Below are 24595 nucleotides of genomic sequence, written 5' to 3' on the forward strand. Positions count from 1 at the left end.
ATCACCGAGGATGACCTTTCCCGTGCTATGAGCGACGGTGACGACGTCGACACCCACTGCCTCGATGCGACCGAGGGTGGTGCACCACCCGTCGGTCTCGACGCGGAGACGTACCGCGCGCTCGGGTCGACCGTCAGGCGTCGGCTCCTGGAGGTCATCTTGGACGAGCCCCGGGAGTGGACGCGTGATGAGCTCGCGGCCGCACTCGTCGAGTGGGACCAGGACGTGGTGAGGGTATCCTCGACGGCCCCGCACCGGGAGGAGATCCTGATAGAGCTACATCACGACCACCTGCCACGCCTCGACGACGCGGCGTTGCTCTCGTACGACCCCGAGGACGGGACCGTCTCTCCCGAGCCGGTCGACGACGCCGTCGAGCGTACCATCCGTCGAACGGTCCGCTCCACGACCGAGGACTGAGTGCTCGACGAGGGGGAACTGAGTACTGCGCGACCGAGGATGGCAATGACGCCCCGACTGGACGACGGTCGCTCGTCGACTGAAGCTATTTGACCTCACCGACCATAGCTAGTGACGGACGTCATCATGCCCCGAACGATCGAGCTCGACGACGAACTGGCGGAGCGACTCGACCGGCACCTCGAGGAAGACGAGACGATTCCGGAGCTCATCGCCGAACTCGTGTCGGTGTACGAGACGGATGCGACGTTCCTCCAGGAAGGGTACAGCGAGTGACGCGTGCGGAGCGCCATTCCACCTCCGAAGTGCGCGATCACTCGCGGCCGGGCTGCGCGGCCGTTCGCCTCGGTCGCGTCGCGGCGGTGGCGGTCAGCGGACGACGGTGACCGGGCACGACGCCCGCTCGACGAGGTTCTTCGCGACGCTCCCGAGGACGCGCTCGGCGCGCTCGCTCTTCCCGGTGGTGCCGACGAAGACGCCGTCGGCCTCGACGTCGGCGGCGTACGACGCGACCTCGGACGCCGGGTTCCCGTAGAGGAGTTCCGTGTCGACCGAGAGCCCGAGCTCTGCGGCGTCGGCCGAGGACTCCTCGAGGACGCGCGCGCCGCGGTCCTCGGCGTCACGGACCGTCGAGACGAGGAGGTCGTCCGCCTCACCCAGGTCCGAGAGCGGTTGGCTCGCGGTGCCCGCGTAGACGTCGGGGTTCACGACGTGCACGAGCGTCACGTGGTCGCGGGCGGCGTCCACGAGCGATGCGGCGTATTCGATCGCTCTGTCACCGGCTGCCGACCCGTCGATCGCGATGAGGAATCGCATACCTGAGAGATGGTCCGCCGGGGGCATAATGGTGCGCGTGCCTACCACTCGGTGAGAACGAGCAACGGTCGACGCCCAGGCGCGTTCGACGCGAGTCGGTCAGACGACACTGGCTTCGGGAGTCGGTCAGACCGCGCTATCGACTGCGTCGGTCGCGACGACGACCTCGCAGTCGGCGGCGTCGGCGACGCGCCGGCCGACGCCACCGAGGTGGTGGTCGTGGTCGCCGTGTTCGCCGACGAAGACGACGTCGGCGTCGACGTCGGCGGCGTAGGTTAGGACGAGGTCGGCCGGAACGCCGTGTTTCACTGCGGTCTCGACGGGGATGTCGCGAGCGCGGGCCTCGTCGGCGACGGCGTCGACGAAGTCGTGTCCGCGGTCCTCGGCCTCGATGGTGGACAATTCGCCGGTGCTCAACCCGGGTTCGGGGTGCACTCGTCGGTCGACGACGCACAGGCAGTGGAGGGTGGCGTCACGCCCGTCGGCTTCGTCGATGGCGCGGTCGGCAGCGTGCCGCCCGTGCTCGCTTCCGTCTACGGCTACCAGGACTGTGGACATGCCAGCACGTAGGGCGCTCGCGGACCTAACTGTAACCGACGGTTCGAAAGCACAGCCGACCACTTACGCATCGTATGGTGGGCCTATACGACGACTCGACGGTTCGGTACCGTTGCGGGTTCGGCCTGTGAATCGTCGAGCCTGTGAATCGTCGAGCCTGTGAGTCGTCGGCGCGGTCCTCGCGAGCCCTCGACGTGGTCCCCCCGAACCCGTCGACGGCGTCGCGCCGCTCGGTGGGCATCCGCTCCGGTCGTGTGTTCGAGCCAGCGGGCTACGGCGAAATCGCCGTCGTGTTCCGGACGGGGTCGACGCGGTTCGTGGCCGCGTCGTACTCCACGAGGCCGGCGTCCTCGAGTCGCGGGAGATGGTTGTGGTGGAGGACTATCTCGAACTCTCGACGGTGCGCGTCCACGTCGACGGTCGTCGGCGCGCGCGCCATCGCGACCTCGCCGGCGAGTTCCGACAGCTGTATCGGTGTCGCCCTGTCCGCCAGCACGCCGATAACCGCTCGTCTGTCCGAGTCCGCGAGCAGACAGTGCCGTTCGTCTGTTCCGAGGTGTCCGAGGAACGAACCCTCCGTGGCACGGTCACGCGACCATCCGTATGAGTTGTTGGTCATTGTCGTTCAGGCGGGTCGACTCCCCCCATAACCGAATATTACTACCAGCCTTGCTAAGTCTCGCCTAGAACATTGTAGGTCCACGGCGATCGCCGGTGTGGCGGAATCGCGAGTGCGTGCCGACGTGTCCGTTTCGGTCGGCGACCAGATACTTGCCAGTTGGCGAACGATGTGGGACTCCGCCGGCGGAGTGTTGAAGTGAGTTCGGGTCGTGACAGCGGGTATGGCGTCCATCACGCCGGCGCTCGCGGAGACGCTCGCGGTCCTCGAACGCGCTGCCGAACCGCTCTCGACGAGCGAGGTGAGTGACGCGCTCGACGTCGGTCGACGGAGCACGTACGACCGACTGGACAGGTTGAGCGACGGCGGCCACGTCCGGACGAAGTCCGTCGGCGCGAGCGCTCGAATCTGGTGGACGTCGCGTCCCGCGGCCGACGCACCGCCAGGGACGGGCACCGGTGACACGACGGCGGGCGTTGACGGCAACGCTGGCATGAAGACAGCCGGTTCCGGCAACGCGACCACGGCCTCTGGCGGTTCCGGTGACCCACGCGTGGACGATGGAACCGGCTCGACGACGACCGGGCCGTCGCTCCGAGCGGCGGTCGACGACGCGTCCGTCGGCGTCGCGACGTTCGACCGGGAGGGACGGGTCACGTTCGCGTCCACGGCGTTCCGAGCGCACCTCGGACTCGACACCGAAGCCGACAGTACGCAGGCGGCTCTCGAAGACGTGGTGCTCTCGGTGGAAGGGAACGAACTCGTCACCGATCCGGTCGAGGAGTTCTGGACGGTCGTCCAGGACGGGCATCGTCGCGTCCGCGTCGAGGAAGACGAGCGCTGGTTGGCGGTCGGCGTCCACTCTGCGGACGGGGACGGGTGGGTCGCGACGACGCGCGACGTCACGCGACAGGTCGACTGGGAGGCTGAACTGTCGAACGCGTACGCGGCCGCGGAGCAGGAGCTCGCGGCGTTCCGTTCGCGAGCGGTCGACGGGTTCGCGACGGTGGACGAAGCGGGCTACGTCGTCGAGGTCTGCGACCGGTTCGCGCGGATAACCTGCGGCGTCGAGACCGACGGTACCGCGCTCCTCGACCAGCACGTCGACACCGCGTTCGAGAACGCACCGACCGTCAGGCGCGCGGTGACGGACAGCCTCGAGACCGGAACGGCCGCGAGCGTCGAGGACTCGCTGGCTCACGACGGCCGCCGGTTCGACCTCGAAGCCCTCCCCATCGATCACGGGGTTGCCGTCTACCTCCGCGACGTCACCGACCGAGTGGTTCGCGAGCGCGAGCTCCGGCGGTACGCGAGCCTCGTCGACGCGCTCGGCGAACCGGTCTACGAGCTCAACGAGCACGGCGAGTTCACGTTCGTGAACGACGCGGCCGTCGAGGCGTCCGGGTACTCCCGGGCGGAACTCCTCGGGTCGCACGTCTCCATTGGGATAAGCGACGACGCGGTCGGAACCGTCGCGCAGCAACTCGCCGACGCGCTCGGCGCGGACGACCCCGGTCGACTGCGCGCCGAGTACGAGGTCGAGCCGAAGGACGGCGACCCCTTCCCCGTCGAGAACCGGCTCGCGGTGCTCACGGACGACGACGGACGGATGACCGGGACCGCCGGCGTGCTCCGAGATATCACCGAACGGTGGGAGCGCGAACGCGAGCTCGAGACGTACGAGCGGATCGTCGAGACCGTCGAGGACGGTATCTACGTGCTCGACGACGAGGGGCGTTTCACGTTCGTGAACGACGCGTTCGCGTCCCTGCTTGCGGCGCCCGTCGACGACGTCGTCGGCGCGGAGGCCGGAGACGTCCTGCACGACGAGTTCGTCGAGAAGGCGGAGCGCGCGCTCGCGTCGACCGACGGCGACGAGCGGGACACCGGACGGTTCCAGGAGACGGTGCGTGCGACGACCGGTGAGCGGTTCGTCGCGGACGTCCAGGTGTCCGCGTTCGCGTTCGAGGACGGACGCGGTCGCGTCGGTGTGCTCCGGGACGTGACCGAGCGCGTGAACCGCGAACGGAAGATAGAGAGCCAGCGGGCGCGACTGGAGGCGTTGAACGAGATGAACGCGCTCGTGCGGGACGTCGCCTCCGCCGCCGTCGAGGGGTCGACGCGCGAGGACATCGAGGCGCTCGTCTGCGAGGAGCTCGCGGCTGCGTCCTCGTACGCGTTCGCCTGGATCGGCGGCGTGGAGTCGTACGACGGGACGGTCTCGCGCCGCGCGGAAGCGGGCGTGGAGGAGTACCTGTCCGAGGTCACCATCGCGACGGACCCGTCGGACCCGCGGAGTCACGGGCCGGTCGGGCGTGCGATCCGCGAGCGCGCCGTCCAGACCGTTCAGGACGCGGCCGAGGACCCGCGGTTCGAGCCGTGGCCCGGACTCGTCGACCGTCACGGGTTCCGGTCCGTGGCAGCCATCCCGATCACCTACGAGGGAGCGCTCTACGGGGTGTTGAGCGTGCACTCCGAGCGGGAGAACGCGTTCACCGGCGAGGAGCGCGCGGCCGTCGAACGGATCGGGGAGTTCGTCGGGCACGCGATCGCCGCGGTGGACCGCAAGCGTGCGCTGACGAGCGAGGAGGTGGTCGAGCTGGATTACCGAGTCGAGAGTATCTACGACGAGTTCGCGATGGACGTCGACTCGGGCGGTCGGATTGCGTTCGAGGAAACGGTTCGAGCGGACGACGACGAGCTCCTCGTCTATGGGACGGTGACCGAGGACGCCCGCGACGCGCTGGAGGGACTCGTGGACGCGTTCGACGGATGGCGGTCGATGACGATAGTCGGCGCGTCGAGCGACGACGGCGAGTCGCGGTTCGAGTTACGGACCGGGAACTCGCCGGCGTACATGCAGGCGATGGGGAGCGGAGGGTACATCGAGCGGGCGACGATCGAGGACGGTGAGTCCCGTATCGTGATGCACGTTCCGCCGGAGACGGACGTGCGCGCGGTGACGGCCGCGGTCGTCGATGCGTACCCGGGGGCGGAGCTCGTCTCGAAGCGACAGTTCTCGCGGCCGATGGAGTCGATGACGGACCTGCAGCGGCAGGTCGAGGCGTCGCTGACGGACCGTCAGCGTGCGGTCCTGGAGGCGGCGTTCTACGCGGGGTTCTTCGAGTGGCCGCGGACGGTGAGTGGGAAGGACGTGGCGTCGTCGCTCGGCGTCGCGCCGCCGACGTTCAGTCAGCACATCCGGAAGGCTGAGCGGAAGGTCTTCTCGCTCCTGCTGGGGAGCGACCGGCTGGTCGACGACGTCAGCGCGCCGGAGTGAGCGCGAACCGGACGGCCTCCGTGGCGTGTAGACGCCCGGTAGATGGTTCCTTACGGTCGTCCGGTCGACGGTCCGAAATCACAGGGATGTCTTACGGCTGTACTTGCTGACGTATGGAACCACTTACTAACGGTGTCGTACGTCAATTGTTACCTATGGTGGAACGACTGACTGAAGACGAGATGCGTCGAATCCAGGCCTTCGCTGCGACACCCGCGTACGCGCGCGAGCCCGAACAGCTCCTTCCGGAGGACGCCGAGCCGGAAGCGACGGACGAGGCCGGGGAGAACGAGAAGCGCCTGGCGAGCGCGTTCCCGAACGGCGGTCGGCATCGCCGCCAGCGCTGACCGCCCCCGCTGACGTAACCGGCTCTTCCTTGGGTCCACGCCGTCGCATCACCGACCCAGTCCGTCGAGCTATCGCTCGTCCGGACCGGAACGTCGACCGTCGTCGGGACGCCGGCAAACCGGTCGTCGGGTCGATGCGGGAGCTACTCGACGTGCGGACTCACCGAGGAAGAGGGGCGGAGTCGGACGCGTGCGGTCACTCTGCGAGGTTCTGGGACTGCATCTCCTTCCAGATGCGCTCGCCTTTCTCCGTGATACCGTAGACCCGACCTTTCCGCCGGTTCTCGGGGACGAGGAGTTCGACGAGGTCGCGCTCGCCGAGTTCGCGGAGCGCGCGCGAGACGTGCGTGATCGCGATGTCCTCGTCGTTCGCGATCTGGGAAGGGGTCGCCGGACCCTCGTTGAGGCGCCGGAGGACGGTGACGCGATAGTTCGAACTGATCACGAACCCGATCGCGTTCCACTCGTCGCTCATCCTACCAGCCTCGTAGTGCTCGAATAACAATGCCACAGCACCGAGTGGGTCGAACTGTACCATGGACGACCTTCGTTCCACCTCGGGTCAGCAGGACGGTACGTGCGCGAACTGCGGTCGGCACGTCTCGGCGAGCTACGTGCGGGTCTTCGGTGATAACACCGGGACGCTGCATCGGTGCTCGACGTGCTCGACGGTGAGCGACGTGATGGACGGCCGTGGAAGCGGACTGGATGGTTGACTGGGCTGTCGGGCTGATTCCGTAGCTTCGTTCTGAGTATCATGATTTGTCTTCGGCAGGGGCGTCTTCGACAATCGGTCGCGCACGGTCGCGGTCCACGTAGTGCGCCGCCGACAGGACGGCGAACGCGAGGACGACGGCGACCCCGGCGACCGCTTCCGGCAGCACGTTCAGGAGCGGCGCGCCCACGGCAACGCCCGCATAGAACGCCGCAGAGACGAACGCGAGAATCGCGTAGTACCGATGCCAGGGTCGTTCGTCGTCCGACTCGGGCATGTACCGCTCGATCTCGCTCGCCCGGTCCGAGAGCTCGATGAGTCCAGACTCGGAGTCGTACTCGATGAGGTTCGTGGAGACGAGCTTCGGGACGTGCGTCTGATAGACCGAGACGTACACGCGCTTAGATTGTTTGTCGGTGAGTTCCTCGACCGGGGTGTCGTTCTCCCACGCGGCGATCTCGTTGGCGAGGTCCATGAGGTCGACCGGGCCGTCGTGCTCGTGGAGGTACGAGAGCATGAATCGTCGTCTCGAGTTGCTGAGTATCTCGAAGACGGTATCTTGCGTTAACTCACCTCCTTCGGATTCTGACATCGGTTCTGGATTCACCGGGAGTTGTTCTGCATGCGATTACCTCCTACCACGACGGTTGGACCCTTTGTTAAGTTCCGAATAGCCGAGGTAGGACGCTGGTACTGCTGGACGGTCGAGACGAGTCGTGACGACGGTCCGGAATCGAACGCCGTGATGGGCTCGGCTGCGTGTGACAGGGAGACCCAACCTTCGGCGGTTCGCGTCGATGTCGACTTAAGTGGATGGACGGTCGGCGTAGGGTGGGTCGTCGGACGCTCGGAGCTGCTCGGACGGCGACCGTCCGTGGTCGACTCGTCGCGGGTGCGCTCGACGGGCGCGGCTGGCAGCGGCCGTCGCGGTCGTCGTCGACTCCGGGCGACGGGTGGGTCGAGTCCCACGGTCCGCCCGGGGTTCTGTACGTCGTTCGACGGTGTCCCGCGTCGCCTTCTCGCGAACACGGGCCGTCCCGCTGGTGGTCGAGTCGGTCTCGGGGTCGAGCGCGGGCTGGCGTTCACCGGCGTCCACCACCCGCGTTCCCGAGCTGGTGTCTGCTGACTGTGCCGCCGGCGGCCGGTCGTCGTGTCCGTGTCTCGTACATGGCTGTGTCTGGCGTCCACGTCGCGCAACTCGGACGCGGTCGATACCCCGTAGGTGACGGAGAATGCGTTTAGTTATGCGTCACTTTGAGGGCAACAGCACGGTATTATTCCGAGTAGAAGACGTGTAACCGATGGATACGGGTCGTTCGGCGTCGTTCGACCAGGTTCACGCCGAGCGGTCGCGGTACCGGATGGCCGCGGCTGTGAGGACGCCGCCGGCGAGGACGAGACCACCGAGTGCGACCCCGCTCGCGCCGGCGAGTGCAGCGGAAAGGTACGCGGCCACGCCTGCTGCCGAGAGCACCACGAACGGTGTCTCGATACCGGTCGGTCGCTCGTCGTCGGAGTCCTCGTCGATGTCCAGGTACGGCCGGAGTTGGTCGGCGTTCGGCCCGAGCTCTATCGTGCCGCGGTCCTTGTCGAACTCGACGACGTCGGCGTCCGCCATCTTCGGGAGGTGGCACTGGTAGAGCGCGACGTACACGCGCTTCCGTTGCTGTGAGGAGAGCGCGTTGACTGGCATGTCGTTCTCGACCGCGGCGACGTGTTCGGCGAGGTCGCCGATCCGGACGACGTCGTCGTCGCTGACGGCGAGGTATCCGAGGACTCGTTGTCGGCGTTCGTTGCGAAGGATGTCGAAGACTCGTTCGAGGGGGAGGGCTGCGTCTTCGGTTCCGCTACCGACGAGGGGGTCCTCGAGCGCGGCTGGGACGTCGTCGCTCGTCGTGACGTGTTCGGGTCCGCTCTGTGGTTCGGTCTGGTTCTTGGATGTATCGTTCATGCTCCCCCGCGGTTCGAGTCGACGAGCGAGACGCACTCGGTTGGCGTCTCGCTCTCCCCCTCGTCGTCGACGGACCGATACCGCATCGACCCCTGTTACTATTACACATACTCGTCCGAATTATATAATATTTTTGTAGGGACTGTGGTAGTACCTTTAGATGACCATTACCTATTTCCAAGGATTCCGAACCGAGTAACCAGTGGTCGTATCACCCAGGTGCGGCACTACCTGGAGCGATTCAATACTCGGTCCGACGAGCGGTTCCGTCCCCGACGAAGCGAGGCTGTAACCGGAGGCCCCCTGGAACGGCCGTCAGACGTTCTCGTATTCGCCGGTCGGCGTGACGACGATACGCCCGATGTTCGAGACGAACACCTCGCAGTCCTCGAACTGGAAGGAGAGGGAGAGCTCGTTGCCCGGGTCGTGTGACGAGAACAGTTGTTCGATTGCGTCGCAGTCGACCCACTCCCCGAGCGGTGATACCTCAGTGACGTCCCGGTCGGTCGCCTCGGCTACCGCAGTCGCCATCCGTGCGGTGATCGACTCTGCCCCGCGAGGATCGAACTCGACGATCTGTTTGCTGGGTCGACCGACGGCGACACTCTGCTGTAAGTTGGTTTCTGTCATGTATCGTTCGTTTGGATCGGCATCGACTGCTGCCCCCGCTCGCCGTCCATTCCTCTCAGAGCCGTGTGCACCAACGTATAAAAATTCACCGCATCACGGGTAAAGGAACCAGATGCGAGTTTTAATCTGTTTCCCAGGACAGCGACAGGATGTCCGGAGTCGGTAGGCACCTGGTCCGTTCATCTCGTCGCCGGAGGACGGCACCGGCGATATCGAGCGCCGTCTCGCGAACGATGGCCGAACCACGAGCTCGGGAGCGATACTCGAGCGACGAGGACGGACGGACCGCGAAAACGGATACGGGGATCGCTCCCCGTCGTAAGACGGTGAAACGCCGTCCCTGGTGGGGGTGGATGGGGGGTCGACTGACTGAGTCCGGGGTGGCTGATGGACGTGGTGGGGTGTCGTCCGTGGAGCGACGTTTCGTCGCCACCCAGGAGATGCTATGCGAGGCTATGGCATTGTTATTTAGCTGTTTCGAGCGGCACCCGTCGAGTAAGTAGTGCAATTTCGTTCCCGTGCGATGATTACACGTGATTACTCGCCGCCGAACCCGTGCCGTCCCACACGCGATTATCGGCGGTCCCCCACGTAATCGTTCGTGGTCCCAAACACGATTATCGGTCGATAATATCAGATTCCGCCGGGTCGGCTTCGGACGGTCGTCGGGCGCGACGACCGCAGCGAGCGGTCGGGAGTGCGAGCGCGACCGGTCAATCGGCCGCGAGGGTCCGGCCGACGAGCGACGCGAGACCGTCGGTGAGCGAGACCTCGGCCGCGAACCCGAGCTCGTCGCGAGCCACCGTGGTATCGGCGCAGCTCTCCCGGACGTCGGCGGGCCGTGGGTCGTCGTGGACGACCGGAACGGACCCCGGTGCGAGGTCGCTGACGAGCGTGGCGAGTTCCTCGACGCTCGTCGCGGTACCGGTCCCGACGTTGAACGCTTCCCCGGTCGCGGTCGTCGTCGCCGCGGCCACGAGCGCACGGACCACGTCGTCGACGTGGACGAAGTCCCGGGTCTGGTTGCCGTCGCCGTGAACGACGAGCGGTTCACCGGCGCGTGCTCGCGCGAGGAACGTCGGAATCACGCCCGCGACCTGCCCCGGTCCGTAGACGTTGAAGAACCGGAGTGCGACGGCGTCGCAGTCGTCCCAGTCGCCGTAGGCGCGGACGTACTGGTCGGCCGCGAGCTTCGAGATACCGTACGGACTCCGTGGAGTCGTCGGTTCGCTCTCGGGGATGGGGAGCTGACTCGGTCGGCCGTAGACGGCGGCGCTGGACGCGAACACGAGGCGTGCGTCACGGTCGGCTGCTCGTTCGAGCAGGTACGCGGTCGCAGTGGTGTTGACGTCCAGGGTCCGCGTCGGCGCGTCGAGGGTGGCGGGGACCGAGGGGATGGCTGCGAGGTGGAAGACGTGGTCGACGGTCTCGGTGAGTTCGTCGACGAGGCCGCGGTCGGTGACGCTGCCGACGGTGAGCGTGGCGTCCTCGTGGACGGTGTCTCGGTCTCCCGTGGAACAGTCGTCAAGCACGCGGACGTCCGCGTGCGGGGCGAGGCAGTCGACGATGTGACTCCCGATGAATCCCGCGCCACCGGTGACGAGGATGCGTGCCCCTCGAAGCGGTGAGTCGGCGTCGAGCCTCGGACTGGATTCCGTCATCGGACGTGTCGAGGGCGAGATAGTGGTTTGTTATGGGCGTGCTTCTCCGATTGCAGGCCCGAGCCGCGTCAGTCGTCCGGAGCTCGTTGCTCGCGACGGCAGCGGCCGTCCGTGTGCACCAGTCACCGGTTCCGGGTGGCGTTTCCGACCGTCCGGAAACCCCCAGTAACGACCGTGTACGACCGGATGGGCATCGCTATCGGAAATCACCATCCAGTTTGCCTGACTGCCGTTCGTTCGTGTAGCTTGGTAACACAGTGTTAGGAAGAAACGACGGTTTCAGGCGGGCGAACACCACCACGAGACACCGTCACGTCCGCTTCTGGTAAGTAACTCGGCAATACTGTTAATGCCAGTAGGACGGTGTTTCCAAGCATGCCTGGAAGATGGGTGTTCCAGACGACACAGAATAGACCGGTTTCTGGGTGGGCCGGAACCAGCTCGAACCGCGACCGCGCCGCTATCGGTGGTGGAGACACGTGAGCGAGTCCGCGGTGGAGACCTGGGAGCGCGTCTCCTCGAATCCGGACCCCGAGGACGACCTCGGGTACGACCTACAGGCGCTGAGCATCATCACGGTCGGCGACCGCGACGAACAGTGCATGGTCATGCCGAGCGACGCCGACCACCTGGAGAACGACGAGTTCCTAGTCGCCGATCCGGAACTTGTCTGCGACCTCCACGAGCGCCGCTAGTCCACGACCGACGATACTTCTCGATAGCAATCCGATAGTGTGTTAGTGCTTACCAGTAGGTTCTACGAACCGCCGGTAGGCCGTTCGAACCACTGATTTTACCGACCGGTATGTTACCAATACGTATGGATAGAACCGGTCTAACAAAGATGGCATGGTGGGTATAACGCTACTGTCGCGGAACGGAGTCCGCCTACCCGTCGACACTGGAGGGGAATCGACCACGTACCGCACGCGGCAGTCACGGTAGACCGCTGCCGGCTGCGGCCCGAGACCACCGGCACGATGCGGACCGTCACCGCGTTCACGCGGTGACCCACCGACGAAGCCACCCGAAACGGATCGAGGCGCCTCGAACTGAGGAGGCGTCAGACGAAGGGGGAACACGTCCGCCCAACGGAGAGAGACACACCAATGCAACACCACCAACCGACCATCACGATGGACGCAGGTTCGAACGGACCTGGGGGGAACGATCGGAGTACCGATGTCGACTGAATCGCAATCGACCAGCGCCCCCGACGAGGGGACGTCGGTCACCGAACAGGTGAAGGCGAGCGAGCGACTGGAGACCGAGGCGCTCGCCGAGCCCGAGACGGAACTGGAACTCGACCAGGTGTTCGAGATACTGAAGAACCAGCGTCGCCGCTACGTCCTCCAGTATCTGAACGACGTCGACGACACCGTCTCGATGAGCGACCTCGCGGAGGAGATCGCCGCGCTCGAGAACGGCAAGGAGGTCAGTCAGTTGTCCTCGAGCGAACGCAAGCGCGTGTACGTTGGACTCTATCAGTGCCATCTCCCGAAGATGGACAGCATGGGCGTCGTCTCGTTCAACAAGCCGCGTGGACTCATCGAGCCCGGCCCGAACGCCGAGGTGTTCGACGAGTACCTCGAGACGGACGCGGAGACGGACGGGCCGGCGTGGCACCGCATCCACGCGCTGACCGCCGGCGCGAGCGCGGTCGCGCTCCTGGCCGCCGTGCTCGTGCAGGCGTTCGTCACTGCCCCCGTCGTCGTGCTCGCGGGACTGCTCATCGTCGCCGCGAACGTCGGCTGTTCGGCCGCTCACTACCAGTGGGTTCGGTCGAACGGCGAGGACGACGGGGACGGCGTCGGTATGAGTATCGGCGGGGCGTCGTCGACCTGAACCGGGACGCTCCTTCGAGCGAACCGACGGAGGCGACCGCTCCGGTCGACCGAGACCGTCCCTGGTACCGATTTTCCAGCCAGCGAACCACTCGTCGATCCCGCGAACAGCTTCTGGAGACCGCGCTGCCTCGTGACCGGTTCGGTCCGCGGGTCGTTCGCCGGAACCGGCTGCGGGGACGGCCGTCAGCATCCTCCTGTCGTGGGCGAAGGCCGCGCATAACAAACTCGGTGTCACGACTACCGACTGTCAGAGCGGGGTGGCTTCGGTCGCACCCGCGAGGAGAGACATCATGAACGCACGAACAGTACGGAGTACCGGTATCGTCGCCGAACAGCGGGGGGCGTCCCGATGACGGTCGCGGAGCTCGGCGAGAACGTCGTCGTCGAGCCGGGTGCGACGGTCGGCTACGAGTACGCGGACGACGTCGGACCGGCGGTCGTCCTCGGTGACGCCACGATACGGCAGGGGACGATCGTGTACGCGGACACGGAGCTCGGTCGCGGACTCCAGACGGGGCACAACGCGCTCGTCCGCGAGCGCTGCATCGTCGGGGAGAACGTTCTCGTGGGGACGAACACGGTCCTCGACGGGTTGCTGACGGTCGGGAACGACGTGAGCATCCAGACCGGCGTGTACGTGCCGCCGGAGACGAGTATCGGGGACGACGTCTTCCTCGGGCCGAAGGTCGTGATGACGAACGACCCGTACCCGCTCCGACGGGACGTCCCGCTGGAGGGACCGTCCATCGAGGACGGGGTCTCGGTGGGCGCGAACGCGACGATCCTTCCGGGCGTCACCGTCGGGGAGAACGCGTTCGTCGCCGCCGGCGCCGTCGTCACCGAGGACGTCCCGCCGGACACGCTCGCGGTGGGCGTCCCCGCCCAGCACCGCCCGCTTCCGAAGGAGCTCGCGGCGGAGAACGTGGTCGCATGAGCGAGCACGGCGAGCGAACACGGGTACACCTGACGGCGGGTCAGGTGGTGGTCGCATGATCTCCGTCGCGAATCCGACGTTCGGCGACGCGGAGAAGGAGGCGGTGCTCGCGGTCCTGGACTCGGGGATGGTCGCCGACGGGCCCGAGGTCCGTCGGTTCGAGGAGGAGTTCGCGGCGTACTGCGGGTCGAACCACGCGGTCGCGACGTCGAACGGGACGACCGCGCTCGTCGCCGCGCTCGTCGGGCTCGGTATCGGCGAGGGCGACGTGGTCGTGACGACGCCGTTCTCGTTCGTCGCGAGCGCGAACGCCGTCCGGCTCGTCGGCGCGGAACCCGTCTTCGCGGACGTGGACCCCCGCACGTACAACCTCGACCCGTCGGAGGTGCGTGCCGCGGTGCGCGAGCACGACGCCGACGCCATCCTCGCCGTCCACCTGTACGGGCTCCCCGCGGACGTCGGTGCGCTCCGCGCAGTCGCCGACGAGGAGGACGCGCTCCTGCTGGAGGACGCCGCGCAAGCCCACGGCGCCACGTACGACGGCCGGCACGTCGGGACGTTCGGTGACGCCGCGGCGTTCTCGTTCTATCCGACGAAGAACATGACGACGGGCGAGGGCGGGATGGTGGTCACGAACCGCGAGGACGTCGCGGAGCGCGCGGCGAGTTACGTGAACCACGGCCGGGGCCCCGAGGGCGGGTACTCGCATCGCGACCTCGGGTCGAACCACCGGATGACGAGCATCGGTGCGGCCATCGGTCGCGTCCAGCTCGAACGCCTCCCCGACTGGATCGACGCGCGACGCGAGAACGCGGCCGCGTTGACCGACGCCCTGTCGTCCGTCCACGGTGTCGTCGCACCCGTGGAGCCCGACGGGAGCGAGCACGCGTACCACCAGTACACCGTGCGTTGCACGGACCGGGACGCGCTCGCCGCGCACCTGGAGGGCGAGGGCGTCGGAAGTGGCGTCTACTATCCGACGGTCATCCCCGACCTGGCGGCGTACGACGGCTACGACGTCGACGTCCCGGTCGCTCGCGCCGCGAGCGAGCAGGTGCTCTCGCTGCCCGTCCACCCCAGCCTGACCGAGGCGGACGTCGAGCGAATCGTGGACGCGCTCCTGACCGTGGACATCGAGGCGCGATAGCCCGGATGTGGCCGTGGGAGCACGCCGCGATTGGGTACGTGTGCTACTCGGCCGCCAGCAGACTCCTGGCGGGAGAGCCCCCCGATGGCGACCCCGTTCTCTTCCTCGCCGTCGGCACGCAGTTCCCGGACCTCGTCGACAAACCCCTCTCGTGGTGGCTCGGCGTGTTCCCGACCGGGTACGCCGCCGGGCATTCCGTGCTCGTGCTCCTCGCAGTGACGCTCCTCGCGCTCGGTCTCGTCCGCGACGAGGCGCGTCGTCGGAACGCGGTCGCGTTCCTCGTCGGCGCGTGGACGCACGTCGCCGGCGACGTCGTCTCGCCGCTCAGAGCCGGCGACTCGCTCGGCGTCGACCGCGTCCTCTGGCCGGTCGTCGAACGACCGCCGTACGCCGACGACCTCGGCCTCGAACGCGGGGTCGTCTACCTCCGCGAGTTCCTCAGCGACCTCGGAACCGTCGACGTCGGCCCGGTCCTCGTCCTCACCCTCGCCCTCGCGGTCGCGTCGGTCCTGCTCTGGCTCGTCGACGGCGCACCCGGCGTCCGCGCGCTCGCCGCCAGAATCGAGCGCACGACCCGGTCGCGTCGAGAACGATAGGACCGCGAGAGGTATGGGCTGACTGTGACGGTCCCGTCACGCCAGTACGAGCCGGTTACCGCTCGCAGCGAGTGCCTGTCGACCGGGTGAAACCCGCCACCCGGACGCCGAATCGAGTATGCGATTCATTACTAATCCCGTCCTGTCCCTCCGCGAAGGTAACATGGGAGAAACCTCGAAACGAGTGCAGCGAACCGTCGACTTCACGTACGACTGGTACGGCGGGTTCCTCGACGACGTGAAGGCGGGGTACACGTTCCGGTCGTTCCACGACGATCTGGAGGCCGGTAACGTCGTCCTCCGACACGACGTGGATCTCTCCGTCGACGACGCGCTGAGGTTGGCTCGCCTGGAAGCCGACCGGGACGTCACCGCGACCTACTTCGTCCTCCTCTCCTCCGCGCTCTACAACCCGCTCAGAGGGGAGACCCGGGACGCGATCCGCGAGATACAGTCGCTCGGGCACGAGGTCGCGCTCCACTTCAGCACCCACGAGTACTGGCCGGCGGACGCCCCGCCGGCCGACGACGAGCTCGAGGCGCGCGTCGCCGAGGAGCTCGCCGTCCTGGAGACGGTCACCGGCGACGACCGGTCGCTGGTCTCCTTCCACAAACCCCCGCAGTGGACGTTCGCGAGGAGCTACGACGGGTTCTCCTCGACCTACGAGCCGCGGTTCTTCGAGGACGTCCAGTACGTCGCTGACTCGCGCCAGCGCTGGCGCGACGACCCGCCGGTCGTCGAGGACCTGGAGCCGGTCGTCCAGATACTCACGCATCCGGGGCTCTGGGGCGACGAGGACGGGCCGTTCGACGAACGCATCGAGGACGCCGTGACCGCGGCGTGTCAGACCGCGGGCCAGACCGCCGGCCGCGAGTTCCTGGGTGGTTGGTGATGTACCGGGACATGACCGTCGCCGTCGTCGTCCCGGCGTACAACGAGGAGGGGTACGTGGGGCGCGTCATCGAGGACCTCCCGGCGTTCGTGGACCGCGCGTACGTCGTCGACGACGGGTCGACCGACGACACGTGGGCGGAGATAACGGCGTACGCGGCGCGGAAGAACGACGCGCACGAGGGGCGCTACGAGGACCTCGTCGTCCCGATCCAGCACGAGCGGAACCGCGGCGTCGGTGGCGCCATCAAGACCGGGTACCAGCGCGCGCTCGCGGAGGGCGTGGAGGCGACCGCGGTCCTCGGCGGCGACGACCAGATGGACCCGCGCGAGCTCGAGAAGTACCTCGACCCCATCGCGGACGGCGTCGCCGGGTACACGAAGGGGAACCGGTTCGTGCGCGCCGGCGACTGGGCGCACATGCCGAAGTTCCGGCTCGTCGGGAACGTCGTGCTCTCGCTCCTGACGAAGGTCGCGAGCGGCTACTGGGGGTCGATGGACTCCCAGAACGGCTACACGGCGATCTCGCTCGACGCGCTGGAGCGGACGGACATCGACGGGATGTACGAGTACTACGGGTACTGTAACAACCTGCTCGCGCGCCTGAACGCCGCCGACGTCGTGGTGGCGGACGTCCGCCGGCAGACGGAGTACGCGTACCAGGACGGCTGGAAGAGCCACATCGACTACCGCGAGTACGTGCCGCGCGTCTCGAAGATGCTGTTCGAGACGTTCCTCTGGCGGCTCAACCGCAAGTACCTTGTGAAGCGCTACGACCCGCTCGCTCCCCTGTACGGGGTCGGGATGACGTCGATGGCCGCCGGCGTCCTCGGGTACCTGAACTCGGTCGCTCGGAACGAGGGCGAGGACGCCGGGTCGTGGTTCCTCGCGACGCTGATCGGCGCGCTCGCGTTCCTCTACGCGACGCTCCGGGACCTCGAGGACAACGAGGACCTGAGCGTGGTCATCGACCCGGAGGCGGACGCGGCGCGCGAACGCCGCACCGAGCCGGAGACGGTCGAATCACCGCGCGCCGCGGCCGACGGCGGCGAGCCGGCGAGCGACGACGGTGACAGCGGAGGTGCGGGACGGTGACGGAACGGGACGCGATAACCGTCCTGATGACCGGCGCTGGGGCACCCGGCGCGTCCGGCATCGTCCGGAGCCTTCGCGCCGCGCCCGACCGCGACGTCCACGTCGTCGGCGTGGACATGAACCCGGACGCGTACGGGTTCGCGCTCGCCGACGAGCACGCGGTGGTGCCGGCGGGCGGCGACCCCGAGTACGTCGACCGCATGGTCGACCTCGCCGGCGAGGTCGACGCGGACGTCGTCCTGCCGCTGTGCACCGCGGAGCTCCAGCCGCTCGCGGAGGACCGCGAGCGCTTCGACGCGACCGTGATGGTGTCCGCCCCCGACCGGCTCGCGGTCGCGAACGACAAGGCCGGGCTCTACGGGTTCCTCGCCGACGGGGGGTTCGCGTCCGCGCCCGAGTTCCACCGCACGGAGACCCGCGAGGGGTTCCTCGACGCCGTGCACGCGCTCGGCTACCCCGAGCAGCCCGTGTGCTTCAAACCGCCCGTCGGCAGCGGGAGCCGCGGGTTCCGCGTGCTCGACGACGGCGCGAACGACCTCGACGCGTTCCTGAACGAGAAGCCCGACGCCGCGACGACGACGCTCGACGACGTCCTCCCCGTCCTCGACGCCGGGGACGCGTTCCCCGAGCTCGTCGTGATGGAGTACCTGCCCGGCGACGAGTACAGCGTCGACGTCCTCGCGACCGGCGGCGACGTCCACACCGTCGTCCCACGCTCGCGCGCTCGAACGCGAGCCGGTATCTCGTTCGAGGGCGTGGTCGAGGAACGCGAGGACTTGATCGAGGAGGCCTCGGGAATCTGTCGCGGGCTCGGCCTCGAGTACAACGTGAACGTCCAGTTCAAGGAGAGCGCCGACGGCGTCCCGAAGGTTATCGAGATCAACCCGCGCGTCGCCGGCACCATCATCATGTGCGTCGGCGCCGGCGCGAACCTCCCGTACATGGCCGTCAAGCACGCGCTCGGCGAGCAAGTCCCCGCGCCGGACGTCGCGTGGGGGACGCGCATGGTCCGGTACTGGGACGAGGTGTTCACGGCCCCCGACGGCAGCACGTACCACGTCCACCCGGACGCGTTCGACCGCCAACGGACCGACCACGTCGACCCCGCTCCCAATCCATGACCATAACCGACCACGTCGACCTCACTCCCGGCCCATGACCCGGACCGCCGTCTGTTTCGACCTCGACGACACCCTCTACGACTACCACGAGTACGCCAGAGCCGGCTTGCACGCCGCCGCGGACCTCGTGCATCGCCGCTCGGGGAAGCGCGTGCAAGACGACCTGCTGTCGGCGTACTTCGACCCGAGCGTCGACGCGGGCACGTTCGACGTCCTCCTCGACGAGTACGACCTCCCGAGCCTGACCGTCGACGACCTCGTCGACGCCTTCCACGCCGCCGGCGGGCGTCTCGACCCGTACCCGGAGACCGAACGCGTCCTCGACGCGCTCGGCACCCAGCACGCGCTCGGCCTCGTCACGGACGGCCGCGGCGGCCAGTCGAAGCTCGACCGGCTCGGCATCCGCGAGCACTTCGACGCGGTCCTCGTCACGCACGACGTCGGTCGCTCGAAGCACGAACGCGGCGTCTTCGAGGATTTCCTCGCCGACCTCGACGTGCACCCGACTCGCGCGACGTACGTCGGCGACGACCCCCGCGTCGACTTCCGCGCCCCGAACGAGCTCGGGATGACCACCGTCCGCCTCCGACGCGGCCGCTACGTCGACCTCGAACCCGAGGACGCCGCCGCGGCACCCGACTACGAGATCGCGACCCTCGACGGCCTCCTCTCGGCCGTTCCCACGCTCCACGTCGAGCACGGTATCGTCGAATGACCGCGGGAATCATCCAGCTTCCTCTCCGATAGCCGCCCGCTCGTCCGACGACCGGGTCGTCTCCGAACCCCAAGTAGTAAATCCGTTGACGAGAGGGAGTTCGTATGTCGAACGAGACGCTTCCGTGTTCGAGACGTTCGCTGCTGAAGATCGGTGTCGTCGGAAGCCCGACCCTCACCGCGGGCTGCCTTCGACTCGACGAGAGCGACGGTTCATCGACCGCCGAGGGTGGGACTGGTACCGGACCGGAATCGGGGAACGGGACTGGGACGTCGTCTGATACGGGGGGAGAGAATGGAACGTCGACCGGGACGGCCGTGCAGGACCCGACGGGTTCGGTGGTGCTCGCCGACCAGGAGACCGACGGGTCGTCGGTGACGGTCGCCGAGGTGGAGACGAACGTCGAGGCGATCATCCAGGTGTACGACGGGAACGGCGAGTTCCTCGCCAATCCCGGAATCCGCTTCGAACCCGGCGAGACCCGTCGTGACATCAGTATCCAGCTCGAGTCGTCGCTCTCGGCGGCGACGGAGGTGACGGTCAAGTTGTTCTGGTGCGAGGAAGCCGGGCCGAACACCTGCAACGGCCCCCCCATCGCGTCGGAGACGGCAACGGTCTCGCCGGTATCGACCGGCACGGCCCGGGCGTCGGAGACTTCACCGTCGGGCTCTATCGTGTTCCGCGACCAGGAGACGGACGGAACGTACGTGACCGTCGCCGAGGTGCAGACGAACGTCGAGGCGATCATCCAGGTGTACGACGGGAACGGCGATTTCATCGCCAATCCCGGGATCCGCTTCCAGTCGGGTGAGACGCGGAACGACCTCGAGATCGAGTTGGGGACCGCGCTCTCCGCCACGCAAGCGGCGTCGGTCAAGCTGTTCTGGTGCGAGGAAGCCGGGCCGAACACCTGCAACGGCCCCACCATCGCCCGAGAGACCGCGACGGTGACGGTCGAGTGAGCGAACGGACGGCCCCGGTCCGGTCCGACGGTCGGGCCCGCGACGCCAGCGCGCTTCGCGTATCCTTATGTGCGCAGCGACGTCTCTGGTAGACGTCGACGTGATGCGTCTCCTCGATGCATTGGTCGGAGCCGGGGTCGTCGCTGGAAGCGCCGTCGCTGCGCTCGTGTACTGGGACTGTGCGCGACGGAGAATCCGGTTCCGGGTCCGGGTCGTTCACGCGTTCGCCTGTGGAGCGGGTACTGCCGGGTGCTTTCTGCTCCCGTACGTGTTCTCGCAGGAACTGCAGTACGCGTACTTCCGGGTGTTGCGACCGCGACCGCTCGCGGCCACGCCCGGAGAGTGGCTGTCGGTCGCGCTCGGGACCGGGCTCCTGCTCGGAACCGGCTTCGTCGGGCTCTACCTCGCTGGCACGCGACTCCACGCCCGGTGAGTCGACCGAGGTCGCTGGGGAGAACGGTCGTCCGGGCTCGGAGCGACGGGCGGAGGCGCTCGACGCGACCCCTCCACGCGTCTCGACGGGATACAACGCGGGTAGCCGCTGGACGGGGACGGCGCGTGAGCGACGGCACGTTCTTGAGGCACGCGGACGAGCGGGGAGTATGGACGATGTCGTTCCGGTCGCGGTGCCGTATACGGTGTCTGCGGGGACGAGGACCCGTGTTCCTGCGGGAGTTCACGTGCTCCATTGGTGCACGTGCGTGTCGCTCCCGCCGCGGGGAGCGAACCCCGGCGAGGAGCGAGAGCAGTTACACCCGGACATCGGGTCGCTCGACGGGACGCTCCGTGTCGACGGTCGCCGCGTCGGCGCGGTCGGCGACGTCATCCGGCCCGGTTCCGGGCCGGCGTTCGCCTTCTGGAACATCACGGACCCGCTGGCTGAGGGGACTCACGAGGCCGAGTTCCGACTCACCGTGCCGAGTGACTGCTCCGGTAGCCCGCCGGCCAGGATGGGGGTCGCCGGGGAGCTATCCGTCGACTGGGAGCCCGGGAAGACGGTCTCGCTATCGCGGACGATCGTCGCCGCGCCGCCGGCGGACGTCCCGACGCGGCGTGACGTCGACCCGCTCTGGGGTCGTCGAGACGTCCGGTACGTTACTGCGGAGCGTGACGGCGAGGACGAGGGCGTCGAGACCGTCGAATTCAGGTCTGTCTCCTGATAAGGTCGAGAGCGGGAATCCGACGTTCGATGCCGCGTGACCCGCCGGGGACCGCGACCGGGACCACCGCGAGACGCTCCGCGAGGCGACCCCGGTCATCACCACCCGGACGGTCGGCACCGACCTTGTCCGCCGCCCAGATCCCGAAGACCCGACCGGTGGTCGACCGCGGACGCTATCTATCTAGCCTCGCGGACGCCGGCCGGCCACGCACGTAGTGCGAGCGCTTGAGGGACCGAGGACACTGTCTGGTGGTATGAGCGAGCTACTTCCACAGGAGCCGCCGACTGACCCGGGGGAGCACGACCCCGAGGTTGTCGGCCTCGAAGAGACCGATACGAGCGCGGTGTTCTCGGCGCTGTCCTCGCGGACCGCCCGTTCGATACTGAGCCGGCTCTACGAGGCTCCGGCGACGCCGTCCGCGCTCGCGGACACCGTCGACACCTCGCTCCAGAACGTCTCCTATCACCTCGAGAATATGTCTGACGCCGACCTCGTCACGGTCGTCGACCAGCGGTACTCCGAGAAAGGCAACGAGATGGACGTCTACGCCCCGAGCAACGGCCCGCTCGTGGTCGTCGGTGGTGACGCGGCGCACACCGAACGGACCCGGACTGCCATCGGACTCCTCGAACTCTCCGAGTCGACGTCCGCCACTGGCGATTGAGCACTGCGACGGCACCCCACCTCCGCGTTCCCTATCGCGAGACCACCCTATCCGCGTTAAACTACTGCGAGAGAATCCTCCTCGACGCTTCCCACATCGACGTCACCGGCGTCGCCGGTCGCTGGACGGTTCTCCCGACGAGTCACTGCATCTCGCTGGGGTCGACGACGTGGTCCGCGTCGGTCGTCAACCACTCGGTCGTCTTCGTCCCGTCGTCGGCGTCGCGAACGACGAACGTCACTCTCCCCGATTCCGGGTCACGGAGCACCTCGAGCGGGGCCGCCTCGGCGCCCTCGGTCGCCTGCGCTTTGTCGTCGGGGGACGCCGACTCGCGCGCGCTCCCGCCGTTGTCCTGACTCATGCTCGTGTCGTCGTCGTCGAGTCGCTTAGTACGGCGGACACTGTTTCACGGGGAGCAACACGGTGGAACGCGACGCGGTCGTCGGGTCGTCAGTCGCCGGGCTGTGGCTGCGGGACCGGTCCGGCGTCGGCGTCGGACCGGTCGGCGTCGACGCTGATCGCGTAGCCGTCGTCGGTGACGTCGAGGGTGAGCGACTCGACGGTCGTCTCGAAGACGGTGCGGTGGTGGCCGTCGGGGTCGTAGGCCATCCGGGACTCGACGAGGCCGACGTCGGCGAGCCGGTTCAGGCGCCGGTAGACCGTTGTCCGGGAGGCCTCGCAGGCCTCGGCGAGTTCTCGCGCGGGCGCTGGAGCGTCGTGGATGTGTCGCAAGATCGCTTGCGTGTGGTCCGCGGCGAGCAGCGTCAGGACGTCGGTTGCGGGCGCGGGCTGGTCGTGGTCGGCGTCCGCGAGTGGAGGGTGACTGGATTGCATCGTCGGTCTCGTCTGTGACTGTCGGCTGCCAACCCCCAGTCACTGCTGACAATCAACGTCGTGCCGCCGACCGGGACGGGCTAGGTGTATTGCGTCGGCCCGCACGTCGACCCAGTCGTGGGTTCGGTGGACGTGGGACCGCCGGGCGTGTGATTGCTGGTGGTTGGTCCACCGGTCGTCCGTTCCTCTGGTGGTGCGTTCGTGTTGCGGTGGGTGAAACACCGCTGGGTGGCTTAGGTGGTGGAGGGTCGAATCGTCGATTGGATGAAGCAGAGTGACGCGACGTGGCCAGCACCCTCCGGGAGCGGACGCGGAGGGTGGCGTCCGGTCGCGCCCGCGGCGGCGGTCGACGCCGACGGCGAGCAGGACGAGGCGGCCGGTGCCGAGGGCGCTCCGGAGGATGCGGCCGCCGAGGGGCGGGCGCCGGCCGGCGGGTGCGATGCTGGCTCGGGCGACGTCGGGTCGGCGTTGTTGACGGCGCCCGACGACGTCCTCCGACGACGGCCCGACAGGCAGGTGCTCGTGGTCGGCGACGGCATCGTCGGGCGGACGCTGACGGCGCTCCTCCAGGAGAGCGGATACGAGCCGGTCGTCACGCCGAGCCCCGGGCAGCCCCCCGAACGCGCGGTCGTCCACCTCGGGCCAGCGGCGTTGGACGCCTTCGCACACCTGGGGCTCGCGCGCCACGTCCGCGCCGCGGGAACGCGCATCGACGCCGTGCGCGTCACCCGGTCGAGCACCGCCGACGCCGCCTCGACGGGAGACGCCGCCAGCACCGAGTCGACCTCGGCGGCGGGATTCGTCGTCGACGCGTCGGAGCTCCGGCGACTGCTCGCCGCCGAGTGGCCACTCGAGCGCGCGCAGACGGACCGCCCGATCGCTCGCGTCGCGAGCGAGAGCGACGGCGTCGACGTCGAGTTCGTCGACGGCGTCAGCGAGTCCTTCGACGTGGTCGTCGATACCGTCGGGACGCCAGCGCTCCAGCAGCCCGCCGACGCCCCACCCACGCGCACCTTCTCGCAGTACGTTCGCCGCTGCGACGTCGACGGGGCCGCACCCCAAGAGCTCGTGGACGTCTGGGCGGCTGGCGCGCTCGTCCAGGTCACCCCCGGAACGGACGCGACGACGGGCTGTCTCCGAGTCACGACCGACCGGAGCGACGCGACGGGGGTCGCGGCGGCAGCGGCCATCGACGACGCGCGCGGCGTGGACGCTGCCGCGGTCGCCGACGCGTTGCGCGACGTTCGTCCGTCGCGCGTCACGCAGGTGCAACTCGGCGCGAGCCGGCTGACGCGAGCGAACTGGGGACGCGGTCGCGTCGCTCGCTGCGGCGAGGCCGCGTCGCCGGTCGCACCGGCGACCGGGTGCGGGGTCACGCTCGGCGTGCGGGACGCGGTCGCGTTCGTCGCCGCGCTCGCGAGCCACGACCGGTCGACGACCGCGGCCGTCGCGGCGTACGCCACCGGCCGGGAGCGCGCGTTCGCCGCCATCCAGCGGCGGACCACCGCCTCCGAGAAGCCGTCCGGTCGCGCCTCGAATCGCGTCGCCGACGGCGCTCTCGGCGCCCTCGACGACTTCCGAGCGGCTGCCCTCGAACACGTCCTCGACGCTCCCGCCGACGACCCCTGA

General features: G+C 68.0%; 29 protein-coding genes. 19 read left to right on the forward strand and 10 right to left on the reverse strand.

Annotated elements, in window-relative coordinates; genetic code table 11:
* Positions 1–27: 27 nt before the first annotated feature.
* Entirely contained in the window at positions 28–420 is a 393-nt protein-coding gene (locus SM754_RS09010) for a DUF7344 domain-containing protein (RefSeq protein ID WP_323675893.1), read from the forward strand.
* A 126-nt stretch (positions 421–546) separates the two neighbouring features.
* Positions 547–696, forward strand: coding sequence for a DUF7557 family protein (locus SM754_RS09015; RefSeq protein ID WP_323675894.1), 150 nt, complete (start codon positions 547–549; stop codon positions 694–696).
* Positions 697–789: 93 nt separating this feature from the next.
* Here the strand turns inward: SM754_RS09015 and SM754_RS09020 are convergent, their stop codons facing one another.
* The 3 genes from SM754_RS09020 to SM754_RS09030 form a co-directional block, all read right to left on the reverse strand.
* Positions 790–1236 (reverse strand): universal stress protein, encoded by a 447-nt coding sequence (locus tag SM754_RS09020; RefSeq protein WP_323675895.1) that lies wholly within the window; start codon positions 1234–1236, stop codon positions 790–792.
* Between the two features lie 126 nt (positions 1237–1362).
* On the reverse strand, positions 1363–1794 hold the full coding sequence (locus SM754_RS09025; RefSeq protein WP_323675896.1) for a universal stress protein: 432 nt from the start codon (positions 1792–1794) through the stop codon (positions 1363–1365).
* A gap of 271 nt (positions 1795–2065) precedes the next feature.
* On the reverse strand, positions 2066–2413 hold the full coding sequence (locus tag SM754_RS09030) for a DUF7344 domain-containing protein (RefSeq protein WP_323675897.1): 348 nt from the start codon (positions 2411–2413) through the stop codon (positions 2066–2068).
* A 223-nt stretch (positions 2414–2636) separates the two neighbouring features.
* Here SM754_RS09030 and SM754_RS09035 point away from each other — a divergent pair, with 223 nt between their 5' ends.
* Both SM754_RS09035 and SM754_RS09040 read left to right on the forward strand, forming a co-directional pair.
* On the forward strand, positions 2637–5693 hold the full coding sequence (locus tag SM754_RS09035; RefSeq protein WP_323675898.1) for a PAS domain S-box protein: 3057 nt from the start codon (positions 2637–2639) through the stop codon (positions 5691–5693).
* Positions 5694–5848: 155 nt separating this feature from the next.
* The gene (locus SM754_RS09040) at positions 5849–6040 is read left to right on the forward strand and encodes a hypothetical protein (protein ID WP_323675899.1); all 192 of its coding nucleotides are present in this window, start codon (positions 5849–5851) and stop codon (positions 6038–6040) included.
* A 196-nt stretch (positions 6041–6236) separates the two neighbouring features.
* Here SM754_RS09040 and SM754_RS09045 read toward each other — a convergent pair whose 3' ends face one another.
* On the reverse strand, positions 6237–6515 hold the full coding sequence (locus tag SM754_RS09045) for a helix-turn-helix domain-containing protein (RefSeq protein WP_166041922.1): 279 nt from the start codon (positions 6513–6515) through the stop codon (positions 6237–6239).
* Positions 6516–6576: 61 nt separating this feature from the next.
* Here SM754_RS09045 and SM754_RS09050 point away from each other — a divergent pair, with 61 nt between their 5' ends.
* A complete protein-coding gene (locus SM754_RS09050; RefSeq protein WP_323675900.1) occupies positions 6577–6756 on the forward strand; it encodes a DUF7563 family protein in 180 nt (59 codons plus the stop codon).
* Between the two features lie 39 nt (positions 6757–6795).
* On the opposite strand, the gene SM754_RS09055 is transcribed toward SM754_RS09050, so the two are convergent.
* The 4 genes from SM754_RS09055 to SM754_RS09070 all read right to left on the reverse strand — a co-directional run bounded on the left by SM754_RS09055 (position 6796) and on the right by SM754_RS09070 (position 10997).
* Positions 6796–7347: a DUF7344 domain-containing protein gene (locus SM754_RS09055; RefSeq protein ID WP_501993772.1), complete on the reverse strand. Its 552-nt coding sequence runs from the start codon at positions 7345–7347 to the stop codon at positions 6796–6798.
* Positions 7348–8091: 744 nt separating this feature from the next.
* Positions 8092–8706, reverse strand: coding sequence for a DUF7344 domain-containing protein (locus tag SM754_RS09060; protein ID WP_323675902.1), 615 nt, complete (start codon positions 8704–8706; stop codon positions 8092–8094).
* A gap of 315 nt (positions 8707–9021) precedes the next feature.
* Entirely contained in the window at positions 9022–9336 is a 315-nt protein-coding gene (locus SM754_RS09065; protein ID WP_323675903.1) for a HalOD1 output domain-containing protein, read from the reverse strand.
* A gap of 713 nt (positions 9337–10049) precedes the next feature.
* Positions 10050–10997 carry an NAD-dependent epimerase/dehydratase family protein gene (locus tag SM754_RS09070; protein WP_323675904.1) on the reverse strand — a complete coding sequence of 316 codons (948 nt, stop codon included), beginning with the start codon at positions 10995–10997 and terminating at the stop codon, positions 10050–10052.
* A 479-nt stretch (positions 10998–11476) separates the two neighbouring features.
* Between SM754_RS09070 and SM754_RS09075 the strand changes: the two genes are divergently transcribed.
* The 13 genes from SM754_RS09075 (at position 11477) to SM754_RS09135 (ending at position 22132) form a co-directional block, all read left to right on the forward strand.
* Complete coding sequence (locus SM754_RS09075) at positions 11477–11692, forward strand: hypothetical protein (protein ID WP_323675905.1); 216 nt, start codon at positions 11477–11479, stop codon at positions 11690–11692.
* Positions 11693–12179: 487 nt separating this feature from the next.
* A complete protein-coding gene (locus SM754_RS09080; RefSeq protein WP_323675906.1) occupies positions 12180–12842 on the forward strand; it encodes a DUF7344 domain-containing protein in 663 nt (220 codons plus the stop codon).
* Positions 12843–13193: 351 nt separating this feature from the next.
* Complete coding sequence (locus tag SM754_RS09085; protein WP_323675907.1) at positions 13194–13778, forward strand: acyltransferase; 585 nt, start codon at positions 13194–13196, stop codon at positions 13776–13778.
* A gap of 55 nt (positions 13779–13833) precedes the next feature.
* Positions 13834–14925: a DegT/DnrJ/EryC1/StrS family aminotransferase gene (locus SM754_RS09090; protein ID WP_323675908.1), complete on the forward strand. Its 1092-nt coding sequence runs from the start codon at positions 13834–13836 to the stop codon at positions 14923–14925.
* A 5-nt stretch (positions 14926–14930) separates the two neighbouring features.
* Positions 14931–15521: a metal-dependent hydrolase gene (locus SM754_RS09095; RefSeq protein WP_323675909.1), complete on the forward strand. Its 591-nt coding sequence runs from the start codon at positions 14931–14933 to the stop codon at positions 15519–15521.
* 163 nt (positions 15522–15684) lie between these two features.
* Entirely contained in the window at positions 15685–16413 is a 729-nt protein-coding gene (locus SM754_RS09100; RefSeq protein WP_323675910.1) for a polysaccharide deacetylase family protein, read from the forward strand.
* A complete protein-coding gene (locus SM754_RS09105; protein WP_323676303.1) occupies positions 16413–17507 on the forward strand; it encodes a glycosyltransferase family 2 protein in 1095 nt (364 codons plus the stop codon). Before SM754_RS09100 ends, SM754_RS09105 begins: the two co-directional genes overlap by 1 nt.
* Entirely contained in the window at positions 17504–18628 is a 1125-nt protein-coding gene (locus SM754_RS09110; RefSeq protein WP_323675911.1) for an ATP-grasp domain-containing protein, read from the forward strand. The genes SM754_RS09105 and SM754_RS09110 overlap by 4 nt, the downstream gene beginning before the upstream one ends.
* Before the next feature lie 34 nt (positions 18629–18662).
* A complete protein-coding gene (locus SM754_RS09115) occupies positions 18663–19343 on the forward strand; it encodes an HAD family hydrolase (protein ID WP_323675912.1) in 681 nt (226 codons plus the stop codon).
* A gap of 104 nt (positions 19344–19447) precedes the next feature.
* A complete protein-coding gene (locus SM754_RS09120; RefSeq protein WP_323675913.1) occupies positions 19448–20305 on the forward strand; it encodes a hypothetical protein in 858 nt (285 codons plus the stop codon).
* Positions 20306–20573: 268 nt separating this feature from the next.
* Entirely contained in the window at positions 20574–20738 is a 165-nt protein-coding gene (locus tag SM754_RS09125; protein ID WP_323675914.1) for a hypothetical protein, read from the forward strand.
* A gap of 247 nt (positions 20739–20985) precedes the next feature.
* Entirely contained in the window at positions 20986–21465 is a 480-nt protein-coding gene (locus SM754_RS09130) for a hypothetical protein (protein WP_323675915.1), read from the forward strand.
* Positions 21466–21721: 256 nt separating this feature from the next.
* Positions 21722–22132 carry an ArsR/SmtB family transcription factor gene (locus SM754_RS09135; RefSeq protein ID WP_323675916.1) on the forward strand — a complete coding sequence of 137 codons (411 nt, stop codon included), beginning with the start codon at positions 21722–21724 and terminating at the stop codon, positions 22130–22132.
* A gap of 142 nt (positions 22133–22274) precedes the next feature.
* Here SM754_RS09135 and SM754_RS09140 read toward each other — a convergent pair whose 3' ends face one another.
* Together SM754_RS09140 and SM754_RS09145 are read right to left on the reverse strand one after the other, a co-directional pair.
* The gene (locus SM754_RS09140; RefSeq protein ID WP_323675917.1) at positions 22275–22493 is read right to left on the reverse strand and encodes a DUF7511 domain-containing protein; all 219 of its coding nucleotides are present in this window, start codon (positions 22491–22493) and stop codon (positions 22275–22277) included.
* 89 nt (positions 22494–22582) lie between these two features.
* Entirely contained in the window at positions 22583–22966 is a 384-nt protein-coding gene (locus SM754_RS09145) for an ArsR/SmtB family transcription factor (RefSeq protein WP_323675918.1), read from the reverse strand.
* Positions 22967–23230: 264 nt separating this feature from the next.
* On the opposite strand from SM754_RS09145, the gene SM754_RS09150 reads away from it, so the two are divergent.
* Entirely contained in the window at positions 23231–24595 is a 1365-nt protein-coding gene (locus SM754_RS09150; protein WP_323675919.1) for an FAD-dependent oxidoreductase, read from the forward strand.

Source organism: Halorubellus amylolyticus (assembly GCF_034808145.1).
Taxonomy (GTDB): domain Archaea; phylum Halobacteriota; class Halobacteria; order Halobacteriales; family Natrialbaceae; genus Halorubellus.